This is a genomic window from Mucilaginibacter tolerans (genome assembly GCF_030519375.1).
Taxonomy (GTDB): Bacteria; Bacteroidota; Bacteroidia; order Sphingobacteriales; family Sphingobacteriaceae; genus Mucilaginibacter.
The window spans coordinates 166,281-193,085 of the sequence record NZ_JAUMKB010000002.1 but is presented as its reverse complement, the minus strand read 5'-3'; the positions used below and the strand labels follow the sequence as shown (position 1 = coordinate 193,085).

Annotated in this window: 20 protein-coding genes; 17 read left to right on the top strand and 3 right to left on the bottom strand. The window is 43.3% G+C overall.

Annotated elements, in window-relative coordinates:
- Window positions 1-161 precede the first annotated feature (161 nt).
- From Q3A68_RS03415 to Q3A68_RS03395, 5 genes are all read left to right on the top strand, one after another.
- Window positions 162-1,310 (top strand): porin, encoded by a 1,149-nt coding sequence (locus tag Q3A68_RS03415; RefSeq protein WP_302899639.1) that lies wholly within the window; start codon window positions 162-164, stop codon window positions 1,308-1,310.
- A 20-nt stretch (window positions 1,311-1,330) separates the two neighbouring features.
- A complete protein-coding gene (locus Q3A68_RS03410) occupies window positions 1,331-2,308 on the top strand; it encodes a PstS family phosphate ABC transporter substrate-binding protein (protein ID WP_302899638.1) in 978 nt (325 codons plus the stop codon).
- Between the two features lie 106 nt (window positions 2,309-2,414).
- On the top strand, window positions 2,415-3,308 hold the full coding sequence (gene pstC / locus Q3A68_RS03405; RefSeq protein WP_302899637.1) for a phosphate ABC transporter permease subunit PstC: 894 nt from the start codon (window positions 2,415-2,417) through the stop codon (window positions 3,306-3,308).
- Complete coding sequence (gene pstA / locus Q3A68_RS03400) at window positions 3,305-4,153, top strand: phosphate ABC transporter permease PstA (RefSeq protein WP_302899636.1); 849 nt, start codon at window positions 3,305-3,307, stop codon at window positions 4,151-4,153. Before pstC ends, pstA begins: the two co-directional genes overlap by 4 nt.
- Window positions 4,154-4,155: 2 nt before the next feature.
- Window positions 4,156-4,917: a phosphate ABC transporter ATP-binding protein gene (locus tag Q3A68_RS03395; protein WP_302899634.1), complete on the top strand. Its 762-nt coding sequence runs from the start codon at window positions 4,156-4,158 to the stop codon at window positions 4,915-4,917.
- A gap of 135 nt (window positions 4,918-5,052) precedes the next feature.
- Here Q3A68_RS03395 and Q3A68_RS03390 read toward each other — a convergent pair whose 3' ends face one another.
- Window positions 5,053-5,328, bottom strand: a complete 276-nt coding sequence (locus tag Q3A68_RS03390) for a hypothetical protein (RefSeq protein WP_302899633.1) — start codon at window positions 5,326-5,328, stop codon at window positions 5,053-5,055.
- 116 nt (window positions 5,329-5,444) lie between these two features.
- On the opposite strand from Q3A68_RS03390, the gene Q3A68_RS03385 reads away from it, so the two are divergent.
- From Q3A68_RS03385 to Q3A68_RS03350, 8 genes are all read left to right on the top strand, one after another.
- Window positions 5,445-5,777, top strand: a complete 333-nt coding sequence (locus tag Q3A68_RS03385; protein WP_302899632.1) for a hypothetical protein — start codon at window positions 5,445-5,447, stop codon at window positions 5,775-5,777.
- Between the two features lie 96 nt (window positions 5,778-5,873).
- On the top strand, window positions 5,874-6,953 hold the full coding sequence (gene proB, locus Q3A68_RS03380; RefSeq protein ID WP_302899631.1) for a glutamate 5-kinase: 1,080 nt from the start codon (window positions 5,874-5,876) through the stop codon (window positions 6,951-6,953).
- A gap of 82 nt (window positions 6,954-7,035) precedes the next feature.
- Window positions 7,036-8,286, top strand: coding sequence for a glutamate-5-semialdehyde dehydrogenase (locus Q3A68_RS03375; RefSeq protein WP_302899630.1), 1,251 nt, complete (start codon window positions 7,036-7,038; stop codon window positions 8,284-8,286).
- A 350-nt stretch (window positions 8,287-8,636) separates the two neighbouring features.
- On the top strand, window positions 8,637-9,311 hold the full coding sequence (locus tag Q3A68_RS03370; protein ID WP_302899629.1) for an ATP-binding cassette domain-containing protein: 675 nt from the start codon (window positions 8,637-8,639) through the stop codon (window positions 9,309-9,311).
- Between the two features lie 67 nt (window positions 9,312-9,378).
- Entirely contained in the window at window positions 9,379-10,746 is a 1,368-nt protein-coding gene (locus Q3A68_RS03365) for an NAD-dependent succinate-semialdehyde dehydrogenase (RefSeq protein ID WP_302899628.1), read from the top strand.
- A 149-nt stretch (window positions 10,747-10,895) separates the two neighbouring features.
- Window positions 10,896-11,984: a tRNA 2-thiouridine(34) synthase MnmA gene (mnmA, locus tag Q3A68_RS03360; RefSeq protein WP_302899627.1), complete on the top strand. Its 1,089-nt coding sequence runs from the start codon at window positions 10,896-10,898 to the stop codon at window positions 11,982-11,984.
- A 163-nt stretch (window positions 11,985-12,147) separates the two neighbouring features.
- Window positions 12,148-14,466, top strand: coding sequence for a type I DNA topoisomerase (gene topA / locus Q3A68_RS03355; protein WP_302899626.1), 2,319 nt, complete (start codon window positions 12,148-12,150; stop codon window positions 14,464-14,466).
- Window positions 14,467-14,557: 91 nt separating this feature from the next.
- Window positions 14,558-14,962, top strand: a complete 405-nt coding sequence (locus Q3A68_RS03350; RefSeq protein WP_302899625.1) for a hypothetical protein — start codon at window positions 14,558-14,560, stop codon at window positions 14,960-14,962.
- A gap of 85 nt (window positions 14,963-15,047) precedes the next feature.
- On the opposite strand, the gene Q3A68_RS03345 is transcribed toward Q3A68_RS03350, so the two are convergent.
- Complete coding sequence (locus tag Q3A68_RS03345; protein WP_302899624.1) at window positions 15,048-15,251, bottom strand: hypothetical protein; 204 nt, start codon at window positions 15,249-15,251, stop codon at window positions 15,048-15,050.
- 118 nt (window positions 15,252-15,369) lie between these two features.
- Here Q3A68_RS03345 and Q3A68_RS03340 point away from each other — a divergent pair, with 118 nt between their 5' ends.
- Entirely contained in the window at window positions 15,370-20,961 is a 5,592-nt protein-coding gene (locus tag Q3A68_RS03340) for an alpha-2-macroglobulin family protein (RefSeq protein ID WP_302899623.1), read from the top strand.
- Window positions 20,962-21,039: 78 nt separating this feature from the next.
- On the opposite strand, the gene Q3A68_RS03335 is transcribed toward Q3A68_RS03340, so the two are convergent.
- Window positions 21,040-21,765: a glycosyltransferase family 2 protein gene (locus tag Q3A68_RS03335; RefSeq protein WP_302899622.1), complete on the bottom strand. Its 726-nt coding sequence runs from the start codon at window positions 21,763-21,765 to the stop codon at window positions 21,040-21,042.
- A 32-nt stretch (window positions 21,766-21,797) separates the two neighbouring features.
- Here Q3A68_RS03335 and pbpC point away from each other — a divergent pair, with 32 nt between their 5' ends.
- The 3 genes from pbpC (at window position 21,798) to Q3A68_RS03320 (ending at window position 26,708) form a co-directional block, all read left to right on the top strand.
- Window positions 21,798-24,179 carry a penicillin-binding protein 1C gene (pbpC, locus tag Q3A68_RS03330; RefSeq protein ID WP_302899621.1) on the top strand — a complete coding sequence of 794 codons (2,382 nt, stop codon included), beginning with the start codon at window positions 21,798-21,800 and terminating at the stop codon, window positions 24,177-24,179.
- A 118-nt stretch (window positions 24,180-24,297) separates the two neighbouring features.
- Window positions 24,298-25,008, top strand: a complete 711-nt coding sequence (locus Q3A68_RS03325) for a 3'-5' exonuclease (protein WP_302899620.1) — start codon at window positions 24,298-24,300, stop codon at window positions 25,006-25,008.
- A gap of 23 nt (window positions 25,009-25,031) precedes the next feature.
- Window positions 25,032-26,708: an ABC transporter ATP-binding protein gene (locus Q3A68_RS03320; RefSeq protein WP_489671728.1), complete on the top strand. Its 1,677-nt coding sequence runs from the start codon at window positions 25,032-25,034 to the stop codon at window positions 26,706-26,708.
- The last annotated feature ends 97 nt before the right edge of the window (window positions 26,709-26,805 follow it).

The window sequence follows — 26,805 nt, the reverse complement described above, 5'->3', positions numbered from 1 at the left end:
GAAAAATATATTAAATCTTTTTTGTCTTATTCACTTAATAATTTGATATTTACACTACTAAATCAGTAGAATATATAGAAATAATAGAATATACAAAATTAAACTTTAACAATAAATAAGTAATAATAACCCCAACCTGATAATTTGAACTAAGTACTAACATGAAACACTTCTATTTAAAAAGAGCCCTTTTTGTACTCGTCCTACTTTTTACGGCAATTATATCAAAAGCACAATCGAATGATGAGCTGCTTAACCTGCTTATCAAAAAGAATTTATTAACTCAACAGGAAGCCGACTCCCTGCGTTCTGATCTGGCCTTAAAGGAGCAGCAGAAACGTGATAAGGACAGAGAAAATCAGCATAATTTATTTATTGGCAGCCGTGCATTACAAATAAGCGGTTTGGTACAGGCCCGTTATCAGGGTTTTGCCCAAAGCGGGGTAAATGACGCATTCGATCTGCACCGTGCCCGTTTGGATGCAAAAGGTAATATTACCGACCAATGGTCATACGAAGTTTATACTGAGTTCGCCGGTACAACTAAACTGCTCGATGCTTACACAGCCTATAAGTTTGCCGATTTCCTGAAACTCCAGGCTGGTCAGTTTAAAGTTCCGCTTGGTTATGAAAGTTTGGTTGGAGATGCTCAGTTAGATTTCATCGACCGTTCACAGGTGGTTGAAGCTCTGGCCGAAAGATCAAAAGATGTTATTGGAAATCAAAACGGCCGTGATCTGGGTATTCAGGTGAGCGGAAGCTTTGCCAAAGTAAGTGACCGCTATCTGTTTGATTATACTTTTGGTGTATTTAATGGTGCAGGTTATAATGCCACTACCGACAATAACAACCACAAGGATATAGCTGCCCGTTTAGGCGTCCATCCTCTTAAAGGCCTTGATTTAGGCGGTAGTTTATATGAGGGCGAAGATATCCCTGTCGCTACAACAAAAGTGCCTAATCCTGTTACCCAGGCACGTAATCGCTATGGTTTCGACGCAAGATATGTTACTGGACCTTTTTCAATAACTACTGAGTATTTACATGGTACCGACGCTTCTGTTCATCGCGACGGCTGGTATGCGCAGGCAGGATATTTTGTAATTCCCCAGGTGCAGTTAGTCGCAAAATATGATACTTATGATCCGAGCAAAATTGTTACAACAGACCGTTCAATCATTTATAATGGCGGTGTAAACTTTGTGTTCAATAAATGGACAAAACTGGCTGTTGATTATTTATACAAACACGAAGAAACTACACAGATTAAAAACAACATAATCGAAGCGCAATTACAGATTGCATTCTAATAAACGCAAACGCAATAACAATGAAACGCATATCATTTAATTCAAAAACTATACTATCATTTGCAGCCATAACAGGTATAGTTATCACCTTATCATCATTTAAAAAGGCTGAAAACAAACCAGCACCAGATGATTTGAAAGGTACTATCAATATATCCGGTGCATTCGCCCTCTACCCTATCACCGTAAAATGGGCTCAGGAATTTAAAAAGATTCACCCTAACGTGGTATTTAATATTTCAGCAGGCGGCGCAGGTAAGGGAATAACCGATGCGCTCTCAGGACTGGTTGATATCGGCCTTGCTTCACGGGATATTAACCCTGCCGAAGTAAAAAAAGGTGCTTATACCATTTATGTGACCAAAGATGCTGTTGTTCCTACTTATAATACAGGTAATCCTAATGCAAGTACCCTGGAAACTAAGGGCGTGAAGCGCGATCAGTTTTTAAATGTATTTGTTAACGGATCGGTTAAAAACTGGAACCAGCTGGGCGGAAAAGTATCTGTGCCAATCCATGTGTACACACGCTCAGATGCGGCTGGTGCTGCCGAAACCTGGGCAAAATACTTCAACAAAAAGCAGGAGGACCTGCTTGGTGTAGGTGTTTACGGCGACCCGGGCCTTGCCCAGGCGGTTAAAAAAGATGTAACTGCCATTGGTTACAACAACCTTGCTTACTTATACGATCTGAAAACACGCAAACAGGTTGCGGGTGTGCATGCTTTGCCTATTGATGTAAATGGCAATGGCAAAATCGATCCGGATGAGAATTTCTATGACACGATTGATAATCTGACCGATGCTATCGCTTCGGGTAAATACCCATCTCCTCCGGCACGTAACCTTGGGTTCCTGTTTAAAGGAAAACCAACCAAACCGGAACTGGTGGCATTTGTAAAATTTGTACTGACCGAAGGCCAGAAGTATGTTGACGAAAACGGGTATATCCAGCTTTCAAAACAGAAAATAGCCGAGGAGCTGAAGAAAGTTAACTAATATTTAGTTGATTGAGTTAAGTGGTTGATTGAGTTGATTAAGTTTTAATACCCAATTCAATCAACTTAATCTAACTCAATGCAACTTAATCAACCTAACCAATATAATGCAATTTAGGCTATTAAAAGATAAAGTTCTTTCGAAACTAATGCTATTACTCACTATACTATCGGTTTCGGTAGTGTTGGTAATAGGTATTGGTTTATATTATAAATCTATACCTGTACTGGCTAATTCGTCCTGGTGGACACTGCTTACATCGAGCGATTGGAAGCCCCTCAAAGGATTATTCGGTTTCTTCCCCTTTATCATGGGCACACTTTGGGTTACAGGTATTGCGATCATTATTGCATTGCCCCTGTGTCTCCTTAGCTCATTTTATATCACCGAATATGCACACCCGCGGGTCAGGAAAGTACTGGTTCCCTTTGTCAACCTGTTGTCGGGCATACCCCCGGTAATTTTTGGCGTATGGGGGGTACTTTTCATTATTCCGCTTATTCAAAATCACATTGCACCCCATTTTGTCGAATTTTCTACTGGATACAGTGTATTGGCAGGTGGAATTGTTCTGGCGGTGATGATATTTCCGCTCATCGTCAGTATTGTATGTGAAGTGCTAAATACTATTCCGAAAGAACTAAAGGAAGCATCCCTGTCATTAGGCGCTACCAAATGGGAAACAATCAAAAAAGTATATCTGCGTAAAGCAAAACCGGGAATTATCGCTGCTACTGTATTAGCCATTTCCCGTGCATTTGGCGAGACCATTGCTGTACTGATGGTCTGCGGGAATAATGCCGCTGTGCCACACTCGGTATTTGATTCAGGTTATCCCCTGCCAGCCCTTATCGCCAATAATTATGGCGAGATGCTATCCATACCTATGTACGATTCTGCACTGATGTTCGCGGCCTTGTTATTATTCATCATCATTTTATTGTTCAACATTATATCAAGGGTGATACTGGCCCGATTGGAAAGGAAACTTGCAGCATGATCAGGCGAAAATTAGAAGAAAACTTTTTCAAAGTCTTGATGCTGCTAGCTATTGTTATTGTAGCCGGTAGTTTCTTTCTGATTGTTGGTACCATATTTTACAAAGGTGTACCCTTTATGAACTGGGATATAATCACCAAAATACCCGGCGGAGGTTTTTATATTGGTAAGGAAGGTGGTGTTCTGAATGCCATCATAGGCTCTTTGTACATTGCAGGCGGCGCTACTGTGTTAGGATTACTCATCAGTATACCGGTAGCCATATACATCAATATGTACCTTGGAAGCCGCAATGTTATTGCCAACTCGCTTCGCATTGCATTTGACGTCCTGTTTGGTATCCCATCCATCGTTTATGGAGCATTCGGGTTTCTTATTATGGTATACTTTGGTATCAAGGCATCGCTGCTCGGTGGTATTGTTGCGGTAACACTATTGGTGATTCCCATCCTGGTGCGCACGCTGGACGAAGTAATCATCACCGTACCCAAAGAGCTTCGCGATGCTTCATTAGCCTTAGGGGCAACCCGTTGGGAAATGTCTAAAGTAGTGTTGCGACAGATCCGGCCGGGAATCTTTACGGCTATACTGCTTTCCTTCGGCCGTGCTATTGGCGATGTGGCATCAGTATTATTCACCGCCGGTTTTAGCGATAATATTCCCACATCCTTACACCAGCCTGCAGCAACACTTCCTTTAGCCATATTCTTTCAGTTAGGCAGCCCAGTAGAAGAAGTACAGGGACGGGCGTATGCTTCAGCTTTAATATTAACTATCGTAGTATTGATCATCACCGTTTTATCATCCCTACTGGCAAAACGGTTCTCAAAAAACAAAATTCAGTAGCCATGACAAACAATCCGCATATTAGTGTTCAGCATTTAAATGTCAGCATCGGCAACCACGAGATACTGAAGGATATTACCATCAATATTCCCAACAAAAAAGTGATCTCCATAATTGGGCCCTCAGGCTGCGGTAAAACTACTTTGCTGAAATCATTCAACCGTTTATTGGATGATACGCCAGATGTAAAAGTGACCGGTAAAGTATTGTTAGATGGAGAAAATATCTATGATCCAAAAGCCGAAGTAACCCACATTCGTAAAAAGATGGGGTTATTATCACAACGCCCTTACCCCCTGCCGATGTCGATTTACGATAACGTGGCCTACGGTCCGCGCCTGCACGGTAACCCCAAAAAGGTGGAGTTGGATCAATTGGTGGAAACTCAATTAAAAGCTACAGGTTTGTGGAACGAGGTAAAAGATCGTCTGCATGCGCCTGCGACACGCTTATCAATCGGTCAGCAGCAGCGGTTATGCCTGGCACGCGGACTTGCTGTCGAGCCGGAGATCATATTGGGTGATGAATCCACTTCTGCACTCGATCCGGTTTCCACCAGTATTATCGAGGATTTGTTTATCCACCTAAAACAAAAGTATACTATTGTTTTGGTAACACATATCTTACGTCAGGCGCGCCGTGTATCCGATTATATCATCTTTGTTTACATGGGTAAGATTATTGAATTTGGCCCCACCGAAGAGCTGTTACTAAACCCACAAAAGGAACTGACCAAGGAATATGTGAAAGGGTTTATTAGTTAATGGTTGTCTAAATCAGAATTTACAGATTTCTTAAGATCCAGAGAATTCTGCTGATTTTTTATGCTGTATTCTTATTCAAACTATTTTAGAAATCTCCTGATAATAACCACTCTGTTTACCGTATCAATCATTATATCATGTCCGGCGTAGGCCCCCACATCTACCCCACCAAAGGGTGTACCGACCGGAAACGACGCTCCGGAACCAATTATCACCGTTAATCTGTACCGGGTATAAAGTTGAATAAGAACCGTCGGTATTTCGCTTAAATACATCATTAAACTTTACTCTGAAGGCCGTATTGGTTGTCGTTGGAATATTTCTTGAGGTATCTTTGGTTTTAGCTTTAGATTGGCCAAATGCCAAAACGGCGGCCATGCTTAAAACGATCGATAAAATTAGTCTTTTCATTTGCTGCTTACCCCGTATCTTTAATGCATAAGTATTAAATAAAGATTTTGTTTCTATGATGATTAACTGTAGCGTTTAGAAACAAGATAACGTATTGGTTTTTAATTAATAAGGCAATGGAAAGATATACTCGTAAAATCATGATGCTTTTACTCCTGGCTATAGCTTTTACGGCCTGCAAGAAAGGGCGCCAACTGCCGGCATCTGCTTTATTTACTGACCATGGGACTATTAGTTTGGATTATAGAGCGTGCGTGACTTGTGGTGGCTATTTGATCGTATTTGATAAAGACACCTCAACTGTTTACCGGTCATATCAGATTCCTGCTAATTCCGGAATTACCTCCGGTACCACATTTCCGGTTAAGGCCACCATTGGCTGGAAACCCGATACATCTGTAAAACTCCCCCATTTTATTACTATCGCGTCCCTTAAGCTAGATAAGTGAACCCACCTACTTTCAAAAGGTAATTATTATCACCTATTATTCCCATCAATCAGCTATAATTTATTAATATTGGGGCCTGAATTATAGGAATACCCAATGGCTTTTAATTACCACCGCATTGTAGTAAAGATCGGATCAAATGTTTTGACGCAAAAAGATGGTTTACCCGATCTGAAACGCATTGGCCATTTGGTGGAACAAATTGCTGCAATTAAAAAGCAAGGGAAAGAGGTAATATTGGTATCGTCAGGAGCGGTAGCTTCAGGACGTAGTATGATCGCCGTTTCTGAAAAGGCCGATGCAGTAGCCGCAAGGCAATTATTAGCTTCTATAGGTCAGGTAAAGCTCATCAATACTTATTCCAGCCTGTTTAGTGAGTTTGATATGCTTTGCTCGCAGATACTGGTTACCAAAGAAGATTTCCGTGACCGGTTGCATTACCTCAACATGCGCAACTGTCTTGAAGTACTTTTACAGCACCAGGTAATACCCGTTGTCAATGAGAACGATGTGGTTTCGGTAACTGAATTAATGTTTACCGATAATGATGAACTCGCGGGGCTGATCGCATCGATGCTAAATGCACAAGCGTTGATAGTGCTCACAAATGTCGATGGCATCTATGACGGTGATCCTAAATTGCCAGGCTCAAAAGTAATTGAGGAGATTGATAATTCGTCGCTGGATCTATCTGCCTTTGTTTCCTCCGGGCGTTCACAGTTTGGCCGTGGCGGGATGATCACCAAATCAACCATGTCGCAAAAAGTGGCGCAGTTAGGCATAGCAGTGCATATTGCTAATGGTACCCGGGATAATATTTTGACTGATGTGCTGGAAGATAAAGTGATACACTCAAGATTTATACCTGACAAGACCAAATCTGGTAAAAAGAAATGGATAGCGCATTCTGTGCATTATGCAACAGGTGTGGTTAAGGTAAATGAGGGTGCGAAAACAGCTTTACTTTCAAGCAAAGCAACAAGTTTGTTGCCTGTTGGGATAGTAACTGTAGAAGCTGATTTTAATAAAGGGGAGATCATAAAATTGGTAGATGAGCATGATAAACTGATCGGTTTAGGCATAGCCGAATACGGTTCAGAAAAAGCACGGGAGCGCATTGGCCATAAAAACCAGAAAGCGCTGGTGCATTATGATTATCTTTATTTGCAGAGTTAGTGATAGTGCTGTTTCGTTCGTTATTGTGTAACAGTATAAGTGGAACAGGTCGGAACAGTTGAGCGCATTTTGATTTTACGAGATGGAATATAAACAATATTTTGAAGATGCATTATTAGCCGGACGGGACATTGTAAGTGTCTCGCCTGAGACGATAGTTGCTGTGTTGAATAATCTGGCTGAAGCCGCAGTTGCACAAACTACGCTCCTGTTGCAGGAAAATCAAAAAGACCTTGATCGTATGGATATAAACGATCCGAAATATGATCGTCTAAAACTCACCGAATCCCGCATACAGGATATCGCTAAAGATATGGTGAATGTGGCCAACCTACCCCATCCGCTTGGCCATATCCTGTCAGAAAAGACCATGCCTAACGGGTTGAATATAAAAAAGATCAGTGTGCCATTGGGTATCGTCGGAGTGATCTATGAGGCTCGCCCTAACGTTACTTTTGATGTATTTGCTCTTTGTTTTAAAACAGGTAACGTATGTATTCTGAAAGGCGGAAGCGATGCTGAATATTCCAACAAAGCCATAATCAAGATCATTCATGATGTGCTGGCTAAGCATGGTATCAATAAAAATGTAGCGGTACTTTTACCTCCTGAGCGAGAGGCTACTGAGGCACTTTTAAATGCCATTGGCTATATCGATGTGCTGATACCACGTGGTAGTCAGGGTCTGATCGACCGTGTACGACAACAAAGTAAGGTGCCTGTGATCGAGACCGGTGCCGGTATAGTTCATACTTATTTTGATGAAACCGGGGACCTTCAGAAAGGTAGCGAGATCGTCTTTAATGCTAAAACCAGACGTGTTAGCGTTTGTAATGCCTTGGATTGTTTAGTGGTACATTCATCGCGTTTATCTGAACTGCCTGAATTATCTGAAAAGTTAGCTGAGAAGGATGTCGAAATATTCGCTGACGAAAGGGCCTATGCCTCATTAAAAGGTAATTATCCTGATAACTTGTTGCAAAAAGCTCAACCTGAACATTTCGGTACGGAGTTTTTAGATTACAAAATGGCCATCAAAACGGTGGATAGCTTTAATGAGGGTTTAAATCACATCGCCAGTCATAGCTCAAAACACAGTGAGGCTATTATTACAGAGAATGCAAATCATGCAGCAATATTCCTGAATAAGGTTGACGCAGCAGCAGTATATGTAAATGCTTCAACGGCTTTTACTGATGGTGCCCAGTTTGGTTTGGGTGCTGAAATTGGTATCAGTACGCAAAAATTGCATGCCCGCGGACCGATGGGTTTGCAGGAACTCACCAGCTATAAATGGGTTGTTGAAGGCAACGGCCAGGTGCGCAATCCATAGCTAGCTATATATAACAATTGGCTCAAGTTTTCGTTTATTGGTTAACAACCAATCACAGTTACTTTGAAGCGAAATTTCGCCGTTATACTCAACTATTATAAAACGCTCTTAGGAGTAAATCTTCCTGTTTCAATACTTTTTGGGGTTTTATTTCACTTCCCTGCTTTTGCGATATCATTTTGCTTCTTCGGTTTGATACTTTCTGTATTTTATTTCGAGCTGTTCTATAAGCAACAATATTATTTTTATTACAATCGAGGACTATCTAAATTTAAACTGATAGGTTTTTCTTGCTTGGGCAATATTCTGATTGCACTTGTAATATTCATTGTTCTAAAACTTATTTGATCATGAAAAATCTGTTGGAAGTTGATAGTGTTGTAATTTCCTTTGACGAGAAAAATATACTGACAGATTGCTTTCTGAGATGTGAGACAAGTGATATTATTGGCATACTTGGACGAAATGGCTGCGGTAAGTCATCCTTGTTTAAGGTTATTTTTGGTACACTCTTCACACACTACAAGTTCATTCGTATAAACGGTAAGGTTTATCATCAACCTTATAAAAATGGGAATTTAATTGCTTATATGCCCCAGCACGGTTTTTTGCCTACAAATATTTCTGTTCAGGACATTATTAATATTTATGTAGCGTCTCTCGCTGCAAGAGAAAAGATAAAAGATGATTTGAGATTAAAAAATCACCTCAAAAAACGGGTATCAGAATTATCCGGAGGCGAATTGCGGTATCTTGAGATCCTGCTCCTGGTAAATTTGGATGTTAAATTTATCTTGCTTGATGAACCATTTTCCCGAGTGGAACCTTTATACAAGCAAGTCATTGTAGAATTGATCAAGGAGTTTCGTTCATCAAAAGGTTTTATAATAACTGATCATGATTATCAGAATATCATCGCTGCCAGTGATAGAATAATCCTGATTAACAATGGCGTATGCAGACCAATAAATGATTTGAATGACCTGGAGCTGTTTAATTATGTGCCACAAGGCACATTTTATTGATAGGTTCCCGGCTAATTTTTTTAACTATTTGTTATTACAACTGTTTACCTTTGACAGGTAGATAGTTATGAACCTAACTTCAGTCAATCCGGTCAACGGAAAAGTATTAAAACAGTACCACGCGCATACAGCCAAACAGGTTGAACAAAAGATTGCTCAAACGCATAAGGCATGGCTTAAGTGGAGAAACTCCTCTCATGAAGAGCGCAGCAAACTTTTGACCAATATGGCCGCGGTATTGCAAACCCGTAAATCAGAATTTGCCATACTGATGGCTCATGAAATGGGCAAGCCCGTGAACCAGGGTGTTGCCGAGATTGAAAAATGCGCGGCAGTCTGCGAATACTATGCTGCTAATGCCTCAAAATATCTTAGTGATCAGGTAATTGAAACTGATGCTTCTAAAAGCTTCGTAACCTTTCAGCCTATTGGTGTGGTATTGGCGGTAATGCCCTGGAATTTTCCTTTCTGGCAGGTATTTCGCTTCCTCGCCCCTGCGTTGGCTGCCGGTAACTGTGGAGTTTTAAAACATGCCTCCAATGTACCAGGATGCGCGCAGGCAATTGAAGAAGTTGTTCACCAGGCAGGTTTTCCGGATTATGTTTTCCAAACGCTGATGGTAAACAACACGATGGTCGAAAAGATCATCGAAAACCCTTTAATTCAGGCTGTCACCCTCACAGGCAGTACCAACGCCGGTAGAATGGTAGCACAAAAGGCGGCCGCGCTTATCAAAAAAACGGTTTTGGAGTTAGGCGGAAGCGATGCCTATGTTGTCCTGTCTGATGCCGACCTGGAGCAAGCCGCAGAAACTTGTGTGAACAGCCGTATGATTAACAGCGGTCAGAGCTGTATAGCTGCTAAGCGCTTTATCGTCGTAAAATCAGTAGAAAAAGAGTTTACAAAGCTTTTTCTAAATAAAATGAAAGCCAAAAAGCTGGGTGATCCATTAGATGTCAACACAGCTATAGGGCCTCAGGCACGCATTGATCTGCGTAACCAATTGCACGAACAGGTAAAACTATCTATAAAAAAAGGCGCTAAATGCATTTTAGGAGGTACGTTGCCAAAAGGTAAAAATGCCTTTTATCCTGCAACTATCCTCACCAAAGTAAAGTCAGGTATGCCTGCTTATGATGACGAGTTATTCGGTCCTGTAGCATCCATTATTGTGGCCAAAGATGAGGCCGATGCCATACGTAAGGCCAATGATTCCGCCTTCGGTTTAGGAGCAGCTATATTCACCAAAAACAAAGATAAAGGTGAAACAATAGCTGCCACACAGTTACAGGCGGGTTCCTGCTTTGTCAATTCGCTGGTTAAATCAGATCCACGCTTGCCTTTTGGCGGCATCAAACAATCAGGCTACGGCCGTGAATTAGGCTTGTTTGGTATTCATGAGTTTGTGAATATAAAGACGGTTTTTGTACAGTGAATGAAGCGAGGTGTTTCGTTCTTTATTTTGTAACACTCCCATGAAACACCCCTGGTTAACCAATCATTGATTAACTGGTTTATTTCCACCCACAATTTACCATCCATTGACTTAACAACCAATTTCAAAACCGTATCTTTGCGCCAAATATGAGCAAGCACGGCAGGATATTAGTGGCGATGAGTGGCGGAGTTGATAGCTCGGTTGCGGCGATTATGCTGCATGAACAGGGTTATGAGGTGATCGGCCTTACGATGAAAACGTGGGATTATGCTTCATCAGGCGGTAGCTCTAAAGAAACCGGTTGCTGTAGCCTTGATAGTATCAATGATGCACGTGCACTTGCCGTTGGTTATGGCTTTCCTCATTATATCCTCGATATACGCAGCGAATTCGGTGATTTTGTGATCGATAACTTTGTCGACGAATATCTCGCCGGGCGTACCCCTAATCCTTGCGTCTTATGCAACACCCACATTAAATGGGAAGCATTATTAAAGCGTGCAGATAAACTCGACTGTGAATTTATAGCTACCGGACATTATGCCAATATCCGTATGCATGATAATGGTCGTTATGTAGTATCAAAGGGGTTGGATGAAAACAAAGACCAATCCTATGTACTTTGGGGTGTGTCTCAGAAAAACCTTGCCCGTACTAAATTCCCCTTAGGGAGCTTTACCAAGGCAGAGATCAGGCAGATGGCTTTAGATATGGGTCAGGTAGAATTAGCCGGAAAAAGTGAAAGCTACGAAATATGCTTTGTGCCTGATAACGATTACAGGGCCTTTTTGCGCCATAAAGTAGAAGATCTGGATGAGCGTGTAGGCAAGGGTAATTTCGTGCTCACAGACGGTACTGTAGTAGGCCAGCACCAGGGATATCCTTTCTATACCATCGGCCAGCGTAAAGGACTGGGAATTGCTTTAGGCCATCCGATGTTTGTTACCCGTATCGATCCGCATACCAATACCGTGGTTTTAGGCACACAGGAAGAGCTGGAACGCAAAGAAGCCTGGGTGCGCAACCTTAACCTGGTTAAATATGAAAGCATCACCGAACCTATCGATGCGGTGACCAAAATACGCTACAAAGATGCCGGCACGCAAAGCACCATTGTTCAGATGGGCGAGCACATGAAGGTGGATTTCACCCATAATGTAAGCGGTATTGCTCCCGGCCAATCGGCTGTATTCTACGAAGGTAACGACTTGTTAGGCGGCGGATTCCTGATTTAATTCTGTTTGAAAGGTTAATTTTGTTTCGTTCGTTATAGGGAAACACCCCAACGAAACAACTAACCTTACAACATTTCAACTTTTCAACTTTCCAACCATATTCCCACAAACAATTTGCGTTTCCCTTTCTTTATGTTTTATTTGCAAAAAAATAATTGGTTTAATGGCTAAAAATCTACTCATTGTTGAATCTCCGGCGAAAGCCAAAACGATCGAGGGATACCTCGGCAAAGACTTTACCGTAAAGTCAAGCTATGGGCATATTCGCGATCTGGTGAAGTCGGAAGATGCGATCGATATCGCTAATAACTTCGCCCAAAAATATGAAGTTCCTGCTGATAAGAAGCAGGTAGTAAGCGAGTTAAAGAAATTAGCCAAGGAAGCCGAAATGGTGTGGCTCGCATCCGATGAGGACCGTGAGGGAGAAGCCATTTCCTGGCATTTATTTGAGACTTTGGGTTTGAAAGATGCCTCTACCAAACGTATCGTATTCCACGAGATAACAAAACCTGCCATTTTAAAGGCGATAGAGAATCCACGTAAAATAGATTATAACCTGGTAAATGCTCAGCAGGCACGCCGTGTATTGGATAGATTAGTGGGTTTTGAACTTTCTCCCGTGTTATGGAAAAAAGTAAAGCCATCACTGTCGGCAGGACGTGTACAATCCGTTGCGGTGCGGCTAATAGTCGACCGTGAGCGTGAGATCAACAAATTCCAGTCAGAAGCGGCATTTAAGATCGTTGCTATATTTGGTAAAGGTAAGGAAGCATTTAAAGCTGAACTATCCGAGCGCTGGGCAAAGCAGGAAGACGCAGAAAAATTCCTTAAAGACTGTATTGGTGCCGATTTCAATGTGAATTCACTTGAAACCAAGCCTGCCAAACGCTCTCCGGCTGCACCATTCACCACTTCTACCCTGCAACAGGAAGCCAGCCGTAAACTGGGCTTTTCGGTATCACGTACCATGCAGGTTGCTCAAAAGCTGTACGAATCGGGTAAGATCACCTACATGCGTACCGACTCGGTGAACTTATCTGATACGGCGTTAAACGCAGCTGCAAAAGAAATCAACTCAGCTTATGGCGAAAAATACCATCAGATAAGAAAATATAAAACCAAGAGCGCCGGAGCTCAGGAAGCCCACGAAGCTATAAGGCCTACCTATTTTGATGCTCACACCATTGATGGGGATCCATCTGAAAAACGTCTGTATGAGCTGATCTGGAAACGTGCCATCGCTTCCCAAATGAGTGAAGCTTTATTTGAGAAAACCACTGCAAAGATCAGTATATCAACACGTAAAGAAGAATTGGTAGCCAATGGAGAGGTAATGAAATTCGACGGTTTCCTGAAAGTATACCTGGAATCGGTTGATGATGATGAAGATACGCAGAGCGATGAGGATAACGCCATGCTGCCACCGTTAACCAAAGGTCAGCGTCTTGATATGCAGGAAATAACTGCTACCGAGCGTTTCTCGCGCCCTGCTGCCCGCTACACTGAGGCAAGCCTGGTAAAGAAGCTGGAAGAGTTGGGTATCGGCCGCCCGTCCACTTATGCCCCTACTATATCTACGATACAAAACCGTGGTTATGTAGTTAAGGAAGACCGCGAAGGCAAGCAGCGTAACTTTAGAGTGCTGACGTTGAAAGGTACTAACATCACCAAAGAAGAAAAAACTGAAAATACAGGCGCTGAACGCGGTAAATTGTTCCCGACAGACATCGGCTCGGTGGTGAACGATTTCCTGGTGCAGTACTTTAAAGGAATCGTGGATTATCACTTTACCGCCGGAGTAGAAAAACAATTTGATGAGATAGCACAGGGGTTGGAAGAGTGGACCGACATGATCCGCAAATTCTATAACCCTTTCCACAAAGAGGTGCAGAATACCATCGAGACAGCCGATAAAGCCACTGGTGAGCGCGATCTGGGTGTCCATCCGGATAATGGTAAAAAGGTATCGGTGCGTATTGGCCGCTTCGGGCCATTTGTGCAGATCGGCGACAGCGATACAGAAGAAAAACCGCTTTATGCCAGTCTGCGCGCAGGTCAGAGCATCGAGACCATTGCTTTGGAGGATGCGCTCGAACTGTTTAAGCTGCCTAAAAAAGTAGGCCTGTTTGAGGATAAGGAAATGACGGTTGCCATAGGTAAGTTCGGCCCCTATATCCGTCACAACAGTGCGTTTTACTCGCTGCCAAAGGATATCGACCCGTTGGATGTATCCGAAGAGCAGGCCATCGAGATTATCCTGGATAAACGTAAACGTGACTCGGAGCGCCTGATAAAAACGTTCGACGAAAACCCGGATGTGAAAATACTGAACGGTCGCTGGGGGCCTTATATCGAATTTGGCAAACAAAACGTTAAGATACCAAAGGGCAAAGAGCCCAAGGACCTCACCTACGAGGAATGCAAGGCCCTGGCCGAGGCCGAAGCCAAAGCACCGAAAAAGAAGTTTGTGAAGAAGAAGTAGTTATAGTTGATTGCGTTAAATAGTTGATTAAGTTGAATGAGTTTAACCTAATCAACCTAATCCAACTCAATCAACCCAATCAACTAATAAAATGAAAAAAGACATCCCTGAAAATATTGTAAAGGATATCGCCATTGCGGTAGCGCTGGAGGGTGAGAGTGTAGAAAGCAAAACATGGTATGTCTATCTCATCAACCTAAAGAATGAACCGATAGAAAATGTGCTGATCACCTCAAAAGGCTATGGTGAAAAGAATGGCGAACCCATTAAGACCTCTACCCTGCGTCACATGTTCCCGCTGGTTGAAAATAGTGCTTACGCTTTAATCGAGCCTATAGATGAATCCACCTTTGGCCTCAACAATGAATACTGGCTCAGCTACTACATAGGCCGCGAAATATTCGATAAAAAGTTCATCTTCCTGCCCGAAAGCATTGTTGAATCCAATTTTATTAAGCTTCCTATTCTGAATAAGCCGGGAGTGATGATTAGGTAGTTCAGTTTGCAGTTAATGGTTGGCAGTTTGCAATAATAAATCCGAGATTAATTGTTTTATAAATTTAGTCATGCTGAAAACAAGTTCAGAATGACATGGTTGTGCCGTTTCGTTCTTTAGGGTATAACAAAATATAGAACGAAACAAAAGGCGCCGGGGGATAGCAATGGATACCTGCCTTGTCGCTAATGCCTGTGCAGTATGAATGAATAGCCCGCCCTGGCGCCCTGATAAACCAATTCGCCCTGTACGGCAAAGCGATTGCTTCTTCACCACACGGGCCGTTCATCGCAATGACATGATTTTTTAAGGTATAACATACCACGTAAAACGTACAACCTCTCCACAAAATATTCCTCTTTTATTTCCGGAAAATTCATAATTTACGTAAATATTTCACCTTATCCATGGAAGACACCGAAAGCCTTTCCCCTGCACGCAGGCGCCCTTTTATTGCGCTTGCAGCTACTATTATTTTGCTGGTTATTGTCTATTTTGTTTTTCACCGTAAGCACGCGAATGCAGTCGACCCGGCGTTTAGCAAGTACATCGAGTCGTACACCTCGGGGATTATTTCCAAAGAGGGTACCATCCGTATTAAACTTGCGGGTGATGTGCCTACCACGCATGTGCAGAACGACAAGCTGCCCGATGGTGTGTTTGATTTTTCGCCGTCCATTGCTGGTAAGGCTTATTGGATAGACGAGCGCACCATTGAGTTCAGGCCCGAAAAGAAGCTCGTAGCCGACCAAAGCTATACAGCCGAATTCGCGCTGAAAAAGATTGTGGATGTGCCCGACCGATTTAAGGAGTTTAAGTTTACCTTTCAAACCGTTAAGCCCGATTTTACGGTATCGTTTGTTGGCTTGCAAACCGCTACACATACCTCGCTGGATAAGATGAAGCTGGAGGGCGAGGTGCAAACTGCGGATGACGAAAACAATGCCGATATAGAAAAACTGATCAGCGTTAGTTATGCCTCACCTACCCGCATCAGCTGGCAGCATAACAACGTGCAGCGTATACATAAGTTTACCATTAACGATGTGGACCGGGGTAATAACGCGGTAAACAAACTTGGGGTGAACTGGGATGGCAGCAGCCTGAATGTGGACAAAAAAGGCAGCCAGGAGTTTGAGATACCCGCCATCGGCGATTTTAAGGTATTGTCGATAACGGCAGTTCAGGATCAGGATCAGTATGTGCTGGTGCAGTTCTCGGATGCGATACTGGTAGGTCAGGAATTAAAGGGATTGGTAGGTATAAAGAATGTGGAGGATCCCGCCTATACCATTGACGGCAGTACAGTAAAAATATATGCTCCCGACCGTTTACAGGGCAATTACAGCGCATTTGTAAATGAGGGTGTCGAGAACATTTCGCATAAGAAGATCACGCAACCTTACTCGGCCAGTGTATTTTTTGAGAATAGGATGCCATCGGTTACTATTCCCGGCAAGGGCGTCATCCTGCCCGATTCGGGTAAGCTGACGATGGCTTTTGAGGCGGTGAACCTGAACGCAGTGGATGTGAGCATCATTAAAATATATGAAACTAATGTGCCACAGTTTTTTCAGAATAACGACTTTAACGGTGGACAGGAATTGCGCTCAGTGGGTCGACCTATTTTGCAGAAAACTATCCGCCTTGATCAGGATAAAAGCCTTAACCTGAACAAGAAGAACCGCTTTATGCTGGATATAGACCAGTTGCTGCGTGCAGAACCGGGCGCTATTTATCGTGTGGTGATCGGTTTCAGGCAAGAGTATTCCTTGTATAACTGTAGCCTGGGCTCGCCGGTGTTAAAGAAGAATGATGGGACGGACGACGAAGACAGTTATGAATATGATGGCGGCGGCAATAATGGCAAAGTAAAAGACGAAGATGATGACTTTTGGCAGCGATACGACAGTTATTATCCTGAAAATTATGTTTGGAACGAGCGTTTCGACCCATGCAAAAGTTCTTATTATACCAAAGAACGCTGGGCAAAAAGAAATATCATCGCCTCGAACATCGGCCTGATAGCCAAGCGTGGCAATAATAACAGCATGACGGTGGCCGTGACCAACATACTGACGGCTCAGCCTATCTCGGGCGTGACGCTGGAGCTGTTGGATTTCCAGAAGCAAGTGCTTTATAAAGGATCGTCTGATGGAGATGGTATGGCTAAGTTCGACCTAAAACGCAAGCCTTACCTATTGGTGGCCACCCACGGCGCCGAGAAAGGATACCTGAAACTGGATGACGGAAGCTCACTCCCCCTGTCAAGATTCAACGTCGGTGGCGATGAGATACAAAGCGGATTAAAGGGTTTTATTTATGGCGAACGTGGGGTGTGGCGGCCTGGAGATTCGATATTCCTGTCGTTTATTTTAGAGGATAAGTTGAAGACGCTGCCTCCCGATCATCCGGTAGAGTTTGAGCTCTATAATCCGGACGGACAGTTATATAAACGCATTACGCAAACCAAATCAGTAGATGGTTTTTATAGTTTCCATACGGCTACAGAAACTTCATCACGCACGGGTAACTGGATGGCGAAGGTGAAAGTGGGCGGCGCAACGTTTCAGAAAAATATCAAGATAGAAACCATTATGCCCAACCGCCTGAAGCTGAACCTGAGCTTTAACGGCGCAAGTGAGTTATCGAAAGGCAGTAATACCGATGGCAAGCTGGAGGCGCACTGGTTATTCGGCGGCATAGCCCAAAACCTGAAAGCGAAGGTTGATGCCTTCCTGTCCGCACAAAAGACATCTTTCAAAGACTATCCTGACTATACCTTTGACGATCCTACCCTGGCATTCAATACCCAAACGCAAACCGTATTCGACGGTAAACTAAATGAGAACGGCGTAGCTTCTGTTAATGCAGATATTAATGTAGAGAAACAAGCACCGGGGCAACTGAGGGCAAATTTTGTGGTAAAGGTATTTGAACCGGGCGGTAATTTCAGTCTGCAAACGCTATCGTTACCTTATAACGTTTATCCTGGTTATGTGGGCATCAAAACACCAAAGGGAAGCGACCTGTCGGGTATGTTGTTTACCGGCCGGGACAACCAGATCGATATCGCCGATGTGGATACCAAAGGCAATGCAATAAGCGGCACACGTGAAGTTCAGTTAGAACTATATAAGATACAATGGCGCTGGTGGTGGGATCAGACCGGTGATCAGATGAGCAACTTTACGCAGGACAAGTATAATAAGCTCATCAAAACCGAGACCGTAAGGCTCACCAACGGCAAAGGCAGCTGGAATCTGCATATCGCTCCGGAAGATTGGGGACGTTATCTCATCAAAGTATCTGATCAGCAAACCGGGCATTCGTCGGGTAAAATTATTTATGTCGACTGGCCAAACTGGTCGGAACGCTTACAGCAAACTAATCCTACTGAGGCTTCGATGCTGTCCTTCACCTCTGATAAGACCAATTATAAGGTTGGTGAACAGGCTACTCTGACCATTCCTACCATGTCTGATGGTCGTGCCCTGATCAGCTTTGAAAATGGTAGCCGTGTACTAAAGACGGTTTGGGTAGACACTAAAAAAGGACAGACACAATATAGCTTTAAAGTAGACGAGAGCATGGCGCCTAACATTTTTGTGAATGTGACTTTACTACAGCGTCATGCACAAACGGTAAACGATCTGCCTATTCGTATGTATGGCGCTATCCCACTGCAGGTGGATAACCCGGAAACGATATTGAAGCCGGTTATCAGTCTACCAGCCAAATTAAAGCCTGAAACTCGATCATCTATAACCGTTTCAGAAGCATCGGGCAAGGAAATGACTTATACCATAGCGATTGTGGATGAAGGTTTACTAGATATAACTAACTACAAAACACCTGATCCGCATGAAACTTTCTATGCAAAAGAAGCTTTAGGTGTAAAAACCTGGGATCTGTTTGATTATGTGATTGGGGCTTATGGCGGAGGTTTGGAGCGTATCCTGAGTATAGGCGGTGACGGCACGAATGGTATCAAGAAGAATGTATCTGTGAATAGATTTAAACCTGTAGTGAAGTTCCTGGGACCGTTCCATTTAGGCAAAGGAGAAAAACAAACACATGACTTTACGCTTCCTCAGTATATCGGTTCGGTAAAAGCAATGGTTATCGCAGGGCACGAAGGTAGTTATGGTTTTGCAGAAAAGGCTGTGCCTGTTAAAAAGCCGTTGATGATACTGGCTACGCTACCGAGGGTATTGGGGCCGACAGAAAAAGTGCAGTTGCCGATAACGGTATTTGCTTTAGAAAATAACGTAAAGACGGTAAATGTGAGCGTCCAGTCTAATGCTTTCAGCAACCTGAGTGGCAATAACCGGAAGACAGTCACTTTCACAAAAACTGGCGATCAGTTAGTCACATTTGATTTTGACGTGAAGGATTTTGTGGGCGTAGGAAAAGTGAAGATACTGGCCCAAAGCGGCAGTGAAAAAGCTGCTTACGATATCGAACTAAATGTACGTAACCCTAACCCGCCTATCACAAAGATAACAGAGAAGGAGTTGAAGCCGGGTGAAACATGGATAACCAGTTACGCAGCTATCGGTATGAATGGGACAAACAAGGCTACATTGGAGGTAGCTTCAATCCCACCTTTAAATCTTTCAAAACGGTTGGACTACCTGATAGAATACCCTTACGGCTGTGTGGAACAGACTACGTCTTCGGCATTCCCGCAATTGTTTTTAAGTCAGATACTTGATCTGAACCCCGTACAGAAAGCAGAAACAGAACGGAACATCAAGGCGACCATCAACCGGTTAAACGGCTTCCAGGTTTCGGATGGCGGCTTAAGCTACTGGCCTGATGGCGGCGAGTCTGATGAATGGGGAACCAATTATGCTGGTCACTTTATGCTGGCTGCACAGGCAAAAGGCTATAGCTTACCAATAGGCTTCATTGAACGTTGGAAGAAATACCAGAAAGCCAAAGCCGTAGGATGGGCGCCTGATACCCGCAGCTTCTATGGTTCTGACCTGATACAAGCCTATCGATTGTATTTATTAGCTATGGCCCGCTCACCTGAATTGGGAGCGATGAACCGTTTGCGTGAGTTTAAATACATCAGTCCGGAGGCTAAATGGCGCTTGGCAGCAGCCTATAAACTATCGGGTCAGCCGGAGATTGGTCAGCAGATGATAGCTGGCTTACCTACCACCATAAAGCCTTATAATATGATGTATGGCACTTATGGCTCTGATCTCCGTGATGAAGCTATGATATTGGAAACATTAACATTATTGGGTCAACAACAAAGAGCGTCCGCCATGTTACGCACCGTTGCTGCACGCTTAGCTCAGGATAGCTGGTATAGCACACAAACCACGGCTTATTCATTACTGGCTATAGCGGAATATTGCGGAATCAATAAATCGGGAAGCAAGTTGCAGTTTAATTACAACGGCAGTAGCGTTACGTCAGGTTCGTACATGTGGCAAACAGCCGCTGCATCCAATGGAGGTAAAGTAGTAATTAAAGATAATGGCTCTAATAAATTGTACATCAGATTGATACAGAAAGGTCAGCCTACAGCGGCGCAGGATGTACAGTCGATCAGCAAGCCGGATATTTTACAAATGCGGATTGGTTACTTCAATCTGTCCGGAAAGCCTGTCGACCCTGTCGCACTTAAACAAGGGACGGACTTTGTAGCACAGGTGAATATTAAAAACCCCGGACATCGCGGGCGATATGATAACCTGGCTTTAACACAGATATTCCCTTCAGGATGGGAAATACTAAATACCCGCATGATGAATGACGATGAGGCCTTCAAATCTTCTCCATCGGATTACCGTGATGTAAGAGATGACAGGGTTAACACTCATTTCAGTTTAGCAGAAGGTAAGGAAGTTACCTTCTATGTAATGCTGAATGCTGCTTATACCGGTAAATACTATCTGCCTGCAACAAGCTGCGAAGCGATGTATGATGTATCGGTAAATGCGATGGAAAAAGGGAAATGGGTAGAGGTTGTGAAATAGTTAGTTGGTTGATTGTGTTGATTAAGTGAGTGGTTAGAACCCATTAAAACTTAATCAACTCAATCTAACTTAATCAACTTATTTAGCTCCAAAAAAGCCATACTTCAAAATACAATAGATCGCCCGTACACCGTCCTTCCATCCTATTTTCTTACCGTCTTCGTAAGTACGGCCGTAGTAAGATATACCTACCTCATAAATGCGGATACGAGGTACACGGGCAATTTTCTGGGTTACCTCGGGCTCAAAGCCAAAACGTTGTTCAGTCAGCTTAATAGATTGGATTAGCTTGGTATCAAACAGCTTATAGCAGGTTTCCATATCTGTTAGGTTCAGATTGGAGAACATATTGGATAAAAATGTTAAAAAGTTATTTCCGATAGTATGCCAGAAGAATAAAATACGGTGGGGGTTACTACCCATAAAACGCGAGCCATATACCACATCGGCAAAACCATCTACAATAGGTTTTAGCAGATCGTTGTATTCATTGGGGTCGTATTCCAGGTCGGCATCCTGGATGATGAGGTATTCGCCGGTTGCTTTTGCAATACCTGTATGCAGTGCCGCACCTTTACCTTTGTTTACTTCGTGTTTGAAGTATTGGATATTCATATCCGGATTGGCAGATTGGTAGTCAGCGATGGCTTGCTCGGTGTGATCTTTTGAGAAATCGTTAACGATGATGATCTCTTTTTCGATGTTACCAATGAGTTGAACGGATTTAATTTTGTTGAGTATCAGGTGGATGGTATTACCTTCGTTATAAGCCGGAATAATGATGGATAATTTGTTTATTTTCATCTTGGTCAACAGATACTCTAATTATCAATAAGGTGTTTCAGCGCGTTAAACAATACGTTCAAAAACCAAAAGTAATCATATTTCTGGCTATTTTATTGGCTCTGGTGCTATGGTTCTGGTTTTGCCTTCCACGGCAATTGTTTAACAGTCCTACTTCTTATGTGATTGATGATGACCAGGGCCAACTATTAGGCGCAGCTATAGCACCTAATGGACAATGGCATTTTCCTTATGACACTGCAGTCCCTGAAAAATTTAAGCAATGCATTATCGCTTTTGAGGATAAGCGTTTTGAGCATCATCCGGGGATTGATATGATTGCTTTTAGCAGGGCTATCAAGCAAAATATGCATTCCAAACATGTAGTAAGCGGTGGCAGCACTATTACTATGCAGGTGATCCGACTAGCAACCAAGCATAAACGTACCTTTTGGAATAAACTGAGCGAGATTTTTATGGCCGTGCGTCTGGAATGCACCCATAGCAAGCAGGAAGTATTAGCTCTGTATACCAGCAATGCACCTTTTGGTACTAACGTCATCGGTTTGGATGCAGCAGCATGGCGGTATTTTGGACGCAGTCCTGATAAACTTTCATGGGGAGAGATGGCGGCTATGGCTGTCCTGCCAAATTCTCCGTCATTAGTACATCCCGGAAAGAACAGGCAAATTTTATTGAAGAAAAGAAACCTGCTGCTGGATAAGCTATATAGGCAAGGTACCATCGACAGCACAACAACAGCCCTTGCAAAGCTGGAACCAGTGCCCGACAGGCCCATGCCTTTACCACAATCAGCCCCTCATCTTTTGGAACGCTTTAAATCGGATCACAAGACTGATAAAACAAGTGATACACGTATCCGCACAACCATCAAATCAAATCTTCAGCAACAGGTAAACGATATACTGGAAAGGCACCATTCGGTTTTGAAGGCTAATGACATCAATAACATAGCTGCTGTAATATTAGATGTGGAGACAGGTGCAGCGGTGGCGTATGCGGGCAATATCTCACACCCTGAAGATCCGGAAATGGAAAGCGATGTGGATGTGGTGAATGCTCCCCGGAGCCCCGGAAGTACATTAAAACCGCTTTTATATGCGTCAATGCTTCACGATGGTTTGATACTGCCCAACAGTCTTATCCCGGATATACCTACACAAATTGCAGGTTATCATCCTGAGAATTTTGACCTGGGTTATGATGGCGCTGTGCCAGCATCAAGGGCTTTGTCGCGTTCGCTGAATGTGCCCGCCGTAAAAATGCTGCAGCAATTTAAGTACGAACGCTTTTATGATTTTTTGCAGAAAGCAGGCATCACCACCTTGAAAAAACCGGCCGATCACTATGGTTTATCATTGATATTGGGTGGAGGAGAAAACACCCTTTGGGAACTTACAGGAGCTTACGCTGATATGGCCCGGGTGTTAAACCACTACAACAAATACAATGGCAAATATGATACAGCGGATTACCATAGCCCGGTATATGCCCTTCAGCCTGCCAGAAAGCCACAATTGCAAAAAGCAGGATTATTAGATGCAGGGGCGATTTATTACACTTTCCAGGCGATGGAGGAAGTGATGCGGCCGGGTGAAGAAATGCTTTGGCAGCAATTTAGCTCTACCCAGCGAATTGCCTGGAAAACAGGTACCAGTTTTGGCTTTCGTGATGGCTGGGCCATTGGCGTTACACCCCGGTACGTTGTCGGTGTTTGGGTTGGCAATACAGATGGTGAAGGTCGGCCTGATCTAACCGGGATCAACACCGCTGCCCCAATTCTGTTTGAAATATTCAGGTTATTACCCGTGGCGCGCGATTGGTTTGATATGCCTGTAGGCGAAATGGTGAAGATAAAAGTATGCCATAAAAGCGGTTACCGGGCCGGCGAGTATTGCGAAGATACAGACGAAATGTGGGTACCCAAAAGTGGGTTGAAAGCACCGGCATGCCCATGGCACCAATTGGTGCACCTGGATGCAAGCGGCAAATGGCAGGTAACAGCGGACTGCATGTCGCCGGGAAGTATGGTAAACAAAGCATGGTTCGTATTGCCGCCATCAATGGAATATTACTACAAGACAAAGAACTATCAATATCATGTTTTACCACCATTCAGATCGGACTGCGCATTAGCGGAAAGAGGAAGCCCGATGGAGTTGATTTATCCCAAAGATGGAGCCAAGGTATATGTACCATTGGAAGCAGATGGAAGCCGTGGACGCATGATCTGCAACGCTGCTCACCGGCAGACTGGCATAAAGATATTCTGGCACCTGGATGATAAATATGTTGGCGAAACGAGCGATTTTCATCAGATAGCTTTAAATCCACCCGCAGGTAAACATAAGCTCACCCTGGTGGATGGCAATGGCAATAATTTACAGATCAATTTTGAGGTACTCGCTAAATAGTTGGCGGTTTTCAGTGGGCGGTTTGCTTACGGTGCCGGGTACAATTAACTGCAAACTGCCCGCTGAAAACTGCTGCCTGAATTACTATCTTGCAACAAAATAGAAATCTGATCCAAAAATGCTCGAACAATATGATTTGAATAACCTGATGGTGCTGGACATTGAAACTGTACCTCAATGCAGTAGTTTTGATCAGTTACCCGGGCATATGCAAAAGCTTTGGGACCTGAAGACACTATATCAGCGTAAGGAGGAGACGGCAGAAGAATTTTACGGTCGTGCAGGTATTTGGGCAGAGTTTGGCAAGATTATTTGTATATCGGTCGGCATATATACGAAAGGCAGAGGAACTGGCCTCAGAGTGAAATCATTTGCTTCACATGATGAAACGGAGATATTGATCAAGTTTGGTGAGCTGCTTCGCTCCCAGCCACTTACCCTGGTACTTTGTGCACATAACGGCAAAGAATTTGATTTTCCTTATATCTGTCGCAGGATGCTGATAAACGGACTGCAAATTCCGCCGCAGTTAGAAATATCAGGTAAAAAACCTTGGGAAGTAAATCACCTGGACACGATGGAATTATGGAAATTTGGCGATTATAAAAGCTATACCTCACTGAATCTTCTTACGGCTATTTTTAATATCCCTACGCCGAAAGATGATATAGACGGCAGCATGGTTGGTCACGTATACTGGAACGAGAATGACCTGGAGCGAATATCCACTTACTGCCAGAAAGACGTGATCGCAACCGCACAACTGATCCGGCGCTATCGCGGCGAAAGCCTGATCGAAGATGATTTGATAACCCTTATCGGACAATAATGCTACAGGTAAAACACCTACAAGTGAAGTTCAAAACACGGGATGGTTTTATTGAAGCCGTTAAGGATACTTCATTTACACTTAAGAAAGGTGAAACTGTTGGCATTGTGGGTGAATCTGGTTCAGGAAAGTCTGTTACGTCTTTGGCCATCATGCGACTGCATAATTTATCCAATACGGTCATTAGTGGCGAAATATTATTGAATGACATCGACACCTTGCAGCTCCCTGAAGACAAAATGCGCGAAATACGGGGTAACCGGATAGCGATGATTTTTCAGGAGCCTATGACCTCATTGAATCCTGTCCTTACATGCGGTTTTCAGGTGACAGAGGCCATCCGATTTCACTTAGGTGTGAGCAGGCTAGAAGCCAAAGAGAAAACAATAAACCTTTTTAACGAAGTACAATTACCCCGCCCTGAAGCGATTTTTGACAGCTATCCTCACCAATTATCCGGCGGACAGAAGCAGCGGGTAATGATAGCGATGGCTTTGTCCTGCGATCCGGAGATACTAATAGCAGATGAACCGACTACTGCACTGGATGTTACTGTTCAGAAAACGATCATTGAACTCCTTTTGCGGTTAAAAGCTGATCGCCATATGAGCCTGATCTTTATTTCGCATGATCTGGGTGTGGTAAGCGAAATTGCCGATCGGGTTATCGTAATGTACAAGGGTAATATCGTTGAGAATGGAACTGCCAAAAGCATATTTTCTAATCCCAAGCACCCTTATACCAAAGGATTGCTGGCTTGCCGGCCAGCACCAGATCATCATCTAAAAAAGCTTCCGGTAGTAGCAGACTTTTTGGATGCAGAAGATAGAGCTGTTTCTGTAGAAACCATAAGAGAGCAATACAGCTATAAGGGCAATGAGATAAAAGACAGAAAACAAAAGCTCTACGCCCAGCGACCTATTCTTCAAATAAATGAACTGTGTACTTGGTTTCCGGTTGGTGCAGGCTTATTCTCCAATAAGAAACTGTTTGTAAAGGCTGTCAACAAGGTAAGTTTTGATGTTTATCCCGGCGAAACATTAGGCTTGGTTGGTGAATCGGGCTGTGGTAAGTCTACCTTAGGGCGAAGCATACTTAGGCTGATAGAACCAACTTCAGGCGATGTGAATTTTGAGGATACAGATATTAGAACACTCAACAAGCGAGACATGCGCAATATGCGCCGTGATATACAGATCATTTTTCAGGACCCCTATTCTTCTTTAAACCCGCGGCTTACCATTGGCGACTCCCTGATGGAGCCTTTGCAGGTACATCAACTTTATGAGAACAATACTAAACGCAAAAAAAAAGTATTGGAGTTACTCGAGCGTGTGAACCTCCCTGCAAGTTACTTTTATCGTTATCCTCATGAGTTTTCCGGTGGTCAGCGGCAGCGTATTGTGATTGCCCGTGCATTAGCTTTACAACCAAAGTTTATTATTTGTGATGAATCGGTGTCTGCTTTGGATGTATCCGTACAGGCGCAGGTATTAAATCTGATCCGTGAACTGCAGCTGGAATTTAATCTGACCTATATCTTCATCTCACACGACCTTTCCGTTATAAAACACATCTCCGATCGTATCATGGTGATGAACAAAGGTGAAATAATAGAAACCGGCGACCCTGATGATATTTATTATCGACCAAAGGAGGAATACACGAAACGGCTTATATCTTCTATTCCCGGAGTATAACTACAACCTGAATTTAATCATCAAAAATCTTTATGTTCAAAGCCTGAATTATTAATTATTATCGGATATTGCATAATAATTGTAAACCGAACACTTA